Source organism: uncultured Selenomonas sp., assembly GCF_963528755.1.
Taxonomy (GTDB): Bacteria; Bacillota; Negativicutes; order Selenomonadales; family Selenomonadaceae; genus Selenomonas.
This window is the reverse complement of the sequence record NZ_CAURXA010000018.1, coordinates 1-7,090: the sequence shown is the minus strand read 5'-3', so window position 1 is coordinate 7,090 and position 7,090 is coordinate 1. Positions and strand designations below refer to the sequence as shown.

Sequence of the window (7,090 nt, the reverse complement as noted above, 5' to 3'; positions counted from 1 at the left end):
CGCGCAGCTGATTGGGTAACAGTTCGTATGCGAAAACGTCCCAAGAATGCAAGCGCAACGCGCGCCGTATGATTGGCTGACGTTGACCGCTGCTGCAAAGAATGCGGAGGCTTCCGCTCTTATATACTCCTTTGGCGAAGACTCAGCTTTGTTTTTCTTGCGCTGTGATACATCGTCAACCACAATATATAGAGGAAGGGAAACTGCTAATGATCAAGAACATCCAGAAGCGTACGGGGCAGATCGTGCCGTTTGATGCCGAGAAGATCACCGACGCCATCCGCAAGGCGAATCTTGAGTCCATCGACGAGACATTTTCGCAGCATCAGCTTGAAAAGCTCACGAAGAGCGTCATCCACCGCATCGAAGGGGAGGAAACGCCTGCCGTCGAGTTCATTCAGGATGCTGTGGAAAAGGTCCTCATCAAGAACAACTTCGCCTCGACGGCGAAAGCGTACATCCTCTATCGCGCGGAGCATGCGAAGATCCGCGACGCCGAGGGCGACCTCATGGACATCTACAATGAGCTGACCTTCAAGCGTGCCAAGGATGCCGACATCAAGCGCGAGAATGCGAACATCGATGCCGATACGGCGATGGGCACGATGCTCAAGTACGGCTCGGAAGGATCGAAGTACTTCATTGACCATCATATCCTGCCCAAGGACATCGCGGCGGCGCACATCGACGGCGACATCCATATCCACGACAAGGATTTCTACATGCTGACGGAGACGTGTTGCCAGATCGACCTTTTGAAGCTCTTCAAGGACGGCTTCTCGACGGGGCACGGCTACCTGCGCGAACCGAACGACATCCGCTCCTACGCGGCGCTCGGCTGCATCGCCATTCAAGCGAACCAAAACGAGATGCACGGTGGTCAGGCGATCCCGAACTTCGACTATTCGATGGCGCCGGGCGTACGGAAGACCTTCCGCAAGCTCTACTTCAAGGAAATTGCGAACTTCTTCGCCATCACGCTCGGCATGAAGCAGGACGACGCGAAGCTCCTGGCTAAGGAGATTCGCCGCTCGCTGCTGCCCTTGGGCATCACGATCGGCGGCGCGGACGTCTACAAGGCGGCGCTCGTCGACTTTTTGCCCGCGCATCAGAAGGCGTGCGGCTTCGAGGAAATCTCCGAAAAGCTCGCGGCGCGCGCGCATGACTACGCCTACGGGGCGGCGCTCGATGCGACGGACAACGCGACCTTCCAGGCGATGGAGGCTCTGATACACAACCTCAACACGATGAACTCGCGCGCGGGCGCACAGGTGCCCTTCAGCTCGATCAACTACGGCACGGACACGTCGCCCGAAGGCCGCATGGTCATGAAGAACCTCCTGCTCGCGACGCAGGAAGGTCTCGGCAACGGTGAAACGCCGATCTTCCCCGTGCAGATCTTCAAGGTCAAGGAGGGCGTGAACTACAACGAGGGCGATCCGAACTACGACCTCTTCCGCCTCGCGATGGAGACGTCGGCGAAGCGCCTGTTTCCGAATTTCAGCTTCCTCGACGCGCCGTTCAACCTCCAGTATTACAAGCCCGGCGACTACAACACGGAGGTCGCCTACATGGGCTGCCGCACGCGCGTCATGGGCAACGTGCACGATCCCGAGCGAGAGGTCACATGCGGCCGCGGCAACCTCTCGTTCACGAGCATCAACCTGCCGCGCCTCGCGCTTCTCGCCAAGGGCAACTTGGATGTCTTCTACCGCGAGCTGGACAGCCTCACGGAGCTTGTCATCCGCCAGCTTCTGCATCGCTTCAAGATTCAGTGCGCGAAAAAGGGCAGGAATTATCCGTTCCTCATGGGACAGCGCGTGTGGATCGACTCGGAGAAGATAGGGCCTGACGATGAGATCGCCGAGGTCTTGAAGCACGGCACGCTCTCGATGGGCTTCATCGGCCTCGCCGAATGCCTGAAAGCGCTCATCGGCAAGCATCATGGCGAGTCGGAGGAGGCGCAGGCCCTAGGACTTGCCATCGTCGGGCACATGCGCCGCCGCATGGACGAGGAGGCAAAGCGCACAGGGCTGAACTTCACGCTGCTCGCGACGCCTGCTGAAGGATTGTCGGGCCGCTTCGTGCGCCTCGACCGCAAGAAGTTCGGTGAAATCGAGGGTGTCACGGATCGCGACTACTATACGAATAGCTTCCACGTACCCGTCTACTGCCCGATCGAGGCGGCGAAGAAGATCCGCCTCGAAGCGCCGTACCATGCGCTGACGAATGCCGGACACATCAGCTACATCGAGATGGACGGCGATCCGTCGAAGAACCTCCAGGCCTTCGAGGCGATCGTGCGCTACATGCACGATGCGGGCATCGGCTACGGCTCGGTCAACCATCCCGTCGACCGCGACCCCGTCTGCGGCTACAATGGTATCATCGACAACATCTGCCCGCGCTGCGGCAGAAAGGAGAACGGCCGCCCCTTCGAGCGCATCCGCCGCATCACGGGGTATCTCGTCGGCACGATCGACCGTTGGAACAACGCGAAGCGTGCTGAAGAGCATGACCGCGTCAAGCATGGCATCGGTTAAGCTCGCAGGAACGGTATCGGATTCCATCGTTGACGGGGCGGGAATCCGCTATACGATCTTCACGCAGGGCTGCCCGCACCATTGCCCGGGCTGCCAGAATCCCAAGACGCACGACTTCGCAAGCGGCTTGGAGATGGATACGAAGACGATCCTCAAGGACGTGCTCGGCAATCCCCTGCTGACGGGCGTGACGCTCTCGGGTGGCGAACCGTTCTGCCAGGCCGCGCCGCTCGCTTCCCTAGCACATGAGGTGCACGCGCACGGCATGGACGTCTGGGCGTATACGGGCTATACGCTCGAAGACCTGCAGCAGAAGAAGGCGTGCGATGTGGACGCACTGCTTGATGAGGTCGACGTCCTCGTGGACGGCGCATACGAAGAGTCGGAGCGCGACCTCACGCTCGCCTTTCGCGGCAGCCGCAACCAGCGCGTGATCGACATGAAGAAGACGCGTGAAACAGGGGAAATTATCCTCTGGAAGGACGCATAAATGGTATCAGGGAATAAAAAAGAGAGCCGCTCGGCTCTCTTTTTTATTCCCTGATACCAAACGGTTTTCCTCCGTGCGCGAAATTTATTTCCTCTCGACCATATAGAGAACGCCGTCGGGCCGCTCCCAGGTACCGAATGGTTCACCTGGCCGAAGGGGCAGCGCCTTTCCCTTGGGCAGAAGCTCCCCTTCGGGCGTGCGCAGGGAGGAAAGGCCGCTGTTCACGAGATGCCATGCGCCGTTTTGGCGCGTGATGTAGGCTTTGACCTCGCGATCGTGCGCCTTCTCATCGGGGAAGACGTTTTCTGCAAAGTGCCACGAAAAGAGCGGCAGACCGTCGTAGACGTTCAAGAGTCCCGCTTTCAGCCATTGGCCGGCCTTGCCGCGCACGCGCCGCAGACGCTTGAGGTGCAGCACGCGGCGCTCGGGCACGGCAGTGCCGCAGAAGGGGCAGCGCGGTGCCGCGGTGTCGTGCAGGATAAAGAATTTCTCGGGGCAGTGCGGATTTGCGCACGGCTGCAGGAGATCCCACGTCTTGACGAGCGCCTTTTCCCACTCGAACGCCGTGGGACGCGCCTCTGGTTCGTGCAGGCCGTCGACGAAGGCGCGCAGGAAAAGCTTTTCGAGGTACGGCCCGAGGTCATGGATCGTGACCTTCAGATCGTCCGGGCGATTGGAATGATCGGTCGGATGCTCGGCGAAGAGCGCCTTTTCTCCGTAGATCAGAAAGTCTGCTTCCTCCGCGGACAGGTCGTAGTTCTTCGGCCCTTCGAGCGGATGACGCTTGAGCAGGTATTGATAGAGAAGCACGGGCAGCGCGAAGAGGTCGGTCAGAAGGCTTGGGATGACGCGGCGCGCATCGCCCGACGGAAGATCCATCGAGGCAAGCACCTCGGGCGCGATATAGCCCTTTGTGCCCGCAACCTCGGGCGGGTACAGGCCAGGCACGACGAGCGAGTCGATGTCGATGACGACGCAGCTGCCACTCTTGGGATCAACGAGGACGTTGTTGCACGATAGGTCGGAATGCGCGAGTCCCGCCTGGTGCATGCGGCGCACGGCGCGTGTGAGCGCGATGGAGAGGCGCAGCATCATCTGGAAGTTGCCAAGCTCCGCCTTTTCGAGATACTTGCGCACGCGGTTCGTGAACCAGCTGCCCTTTTTGTCCTTGCCCGCGAGGTCGAGCTGGCGCGAAGCGTCGTGTCCGAAGAAGAAGTTCTTCGGATAGGCGGGGCAGACGATGCCGAACTCGGGCTCTACGACGATCGCCGTCGGCCAGCAGAAGAGATCGGCGAAGTACGTCGCCGCCTCCACTGTATTGCCGCGTGCGCCGCCCTTCGTTTCGGCAAGCGTCGGGTTGTAGCGCCCGATGATCGCCGTCAGCCGATCGACGAGCGCCTCGTCGACTGCGTCAGGATCGAGGAAGAACTGCACGACGTAGGACTTGTCGGGCGCGAAGTATGTGTATTTCATGCCTCCCTGCGGCGGGTTTTCCGTGATGACGTAGGGAATCTTCCTGCCGTCCGCGAGGACGGCTTCCGCGAGCCTCGGCCTAGACATGCGGAGGCTCCTTCCAGGCGAGCAGCGCGAGCGTGCGGTCGTCGAAGGAGGCGCGCGTCACATAGTTGTCGAGCCAGATTTTCAGCCGCTCCGCGTGCGAGGCAACGCCCTTGAGGCTCGTATCTTCGGCAGCGAGCGCGAGCACATGCGCGTTCTGCCACAAGCATTCTTCCGTCGTGGGGATTTCGCGGCACATACGGCTCGCATACTGCAGCGCGATATGCTGCTCCTTGTCGTTGACCCACGGGAAGGTAGTGGGCTGCGGCAGGCTGCGCAGAAACTCAACCTCGGCGCGCGTGAACGTGGCCGTTCCCTGCGCGCCAGGCACGATACCGTTCGCCACTAGGTCGAGATAGAGGCGGTGCATCTCCTGCTCGTTGAAGTAGTCGTCCGCCACGCCGTCCGTCATCGTGAGGATGAGGTCGTAAGCGCCTCGCGTGACGAGCGTGCGCCTCTGCAGGCTGGCGATGTCCGCCATGGCCTCGCTCGTCAGAAAATCCGTCTCGCCCGAGAAGTCGCCGCTGTCGGGCTTGCCGAGGAGCTTGACTGCCTTGCCGTAAGGCGCATGCGTGTCGATGGCACAGGTCATGCCGTCGCCGACTTGGCATGAGAGCACGAGGACTTCTCCGATCTCGGGGACGGGCACGGCGACAGTCACGAGGAGCGTCGCCGCGAAGTCGGAGAGGACGAGGTCGCGCCCGAGAAGCTTCGTGTACGCCTCTTGGCCGCATCGCTCATGGAAAGCCGCGAGGACGGCGCGGCGAGCATCGAGCACGCCTGCGTGAAGCGCCGCGCCAAGCCCGGCACACGCCTCGCCGAACGCCGCATCGCTCATGGGAAGCGCGAAGGCGGCGCGATTTTTGGCGTTCGCCGCATCGAGGGTACGAAGCTGCTCGTAGATCGAGCCGACGGCGGCCTCGCTCGCCGCACGCGCACCGACACGCGAGAAGCGCTTCGAGCCTGCGCCGTCGGAAACGGCAAGAACGGCGATGTCGCCAACGGCAGCTATAGCGAACCAATCGTCGCAGTTCGTCGCCTCGTGCTTGTGCTTCTTGCCGCGCACACGCGCCGCGACGAAATCTGCCGTGCCGATCCGCTTCTCCTCGATCTTGTACTCGGGCGCGGCATCCGGCTCATCCTGCGGTACGGGATGATACTGCCAGAGCGATGCCGTATGTGCGAGAACCGCCTCATCGCTCAGGGCGAGAGAAGCATCGTCCGCATCGTCCGCTTCGGCCACTGCATCCGCAGGGGCAGCGGCAGCGTTCGATGCGGGCGGCTCGCTCGTTGGCTTGGATGGCGCAGCGCCCGATGCAGACGGCTGCTTCGGCGATTCTGCCTGTGCGGCAATTGGTTCGAGCGTCGTGCCCATTGGTTCGGGCAGCACATCGCTCGATGCAGGAGGCTCATTCATTGGTTCGGGCAGCGCATCGCTCGATGCAGGCGACTCGCCTGTTGGCTCAGGCGTAGTCGGCTTCTCCATCGGTTCGGGTGTAGTCGGCTCCTTCATCGGTTCGGGCGGAGTCGCGCTCGCCTCAGGCCCTTCCTCCCTTGGCTCGGGCGGCGCGGCAGCCGCACACTTTTCAAGGTGAATCTTTCCCAGTTCCACTTCAGCCGATGTTTCGTTTCCCATCAAGACACATCACCCCTTTCCTCTTCATGACCGCTCTTCTCTGCCCATCAGGGGACGACCGTGAATCCCTTCGGCGGCGGCGGCAGTTCGATGGCCGCGCCGGGCTTCGCGTCGAGGCTCTTTGACGACATCTTGATCGAGCCGGAAACCCACGCGAAGAACTTTGCCATATCGCCTGCCGACAGGCTGTTCATCATCAGCACGTTGTCCGTAAGCTGTTTGAGATAGCTCGTATCGGCATCGGCGCCCGCCGCGCACGCGATGATATTACCGAGCTTCAGAGATTTGATTTCAGCCGCCGCCTGCCTAAAGTCCTCCAGATCGGTCGGACTGCCGTCCGTCAACAGGAAGACGAGCGGCCGCCAGTCGCCCTTCTGCGTCTCGGTATTCTTGCGCACCTCCGTGCGCACGCACTCGGCGAGGAGCTTCAGAGCGCCGCCCATGAGCGTGCAGCCCTCGGCCTCAAGGCGCGGCTCCTTGAAGAGCATGAGCTCCGTGAGCTTCGTCGTCTGCCGCACCTGGCTCGCGAACGTGATGACGGAAAGATACGCCGTCTCAAGCGCCTGCGGGTCGCCGCGAAGCTCCGACAGGAGCGCCTTGATCCCCTGGCGCACGGCCTCGATCGGCTCACCCATCATCGATCCCGAGCAATCCAAAAGCAAATACACCGGCAGTCTGCGTCCAACATCCGCCATGAAAAGCACCTCCCAGAATCCTTCCGCACGCAAAAAGCGGCGGAAACCATGGTCCGAGGCAGTACGCCTCGAAGCCTGCTGTCATACACCTTTAGGAAACGCTGATAAAATGAAGTTGCCCAGATTTGCACAGATACGCTGTTCCTATCTAGGAGACAAACCGCAGGCG

At 61.3% G+C, this 7,090-nt stretch carries 5 protein-coding genes; 2 read left to right on the top strand and 3 right to left on the bottom strand.

Going from position 1 to position 7,090, the window contains the following annotated elements:
- The first annotated feature begins 209 nt into the window (after nt 1-209).
- The gene (locus tag RWS31_RS10975; RefSeq protein WP_314598307.1) at nt 210-2,543 is read left to right on the top strand and encodes an anaerobic ribonucleoside triphosphate reductase; all 2,334 of its coding nucleotides are present in this window, start codon (nt 210-212) and stop codon (nt 2,541-2,543) included.
- The gene (gene nrdG, locus RWS31_RS10970) at nt 2,530-3,033 is read left to right on the top strand and encodes an anaerobic ribonucleoside-triphosphate reductase activating protein (protein WP_314598309.1); all 504 of its coding nucleotides are present in this window, start codon (nt 2,530-2,532) and stop codon (nt 3,031-3,033) included. Before RWS31_RS10975 ends, nrdG begins: the two co-directional genes overlap by 14 nt.
- 84 nt (nt 3,034-3,117) lie before the next feature.
- Here the strand turns inward: nrdG and RWS31_RS10965 are convergent, their stop codons facing one another.
- From RWS31_RS10965 to RWS31_RS10955, 3 genes are read right to left on the bottom strand one after another with little or no spacing between them, the layout of a single operon-like run.
- Nucleotides 3,118-4,593: a serine/threonine-protein kinase gene (locus RWS31_RS10965; protein WP_314598310.1), complete on the bottom strand. Its 1,476-nt coding sequence runs from the start codon at nt 4,591-4,593 to the stop codon at nt 3,118-3,120.
- Complete coding sequence (locus tag RWS31_RS10960; RefSeq protein WP_314598313.1) at nt 4,586-6,226, bottom strand: protein phosphatase 2C domain-containing protein; 1,641 nt, start codon at nt 6,224-6,226, stop codon at nt 4,586-4,588. The genes RWS31_RS10965 and RWS31_RS10960 overlap by 8 nt, the downstream gene beginning before the upstream one ends.
- A gap of 47 nt (nt 6,227-6,273) precedes the next feature.
- Nucleotides 6,274-6,921, bottom strand: coding sequence for a VWA domain-containing protein (locus RWS31_RS10955; RefSeq protein WP_009646919.1), 648 nt, complete (start codon nt 6,919-6,921; stop codon nt 6,274-6,276).
- Between the last annotated feature and the right edge of the window lie 169 nt (nt 6,922-7,090).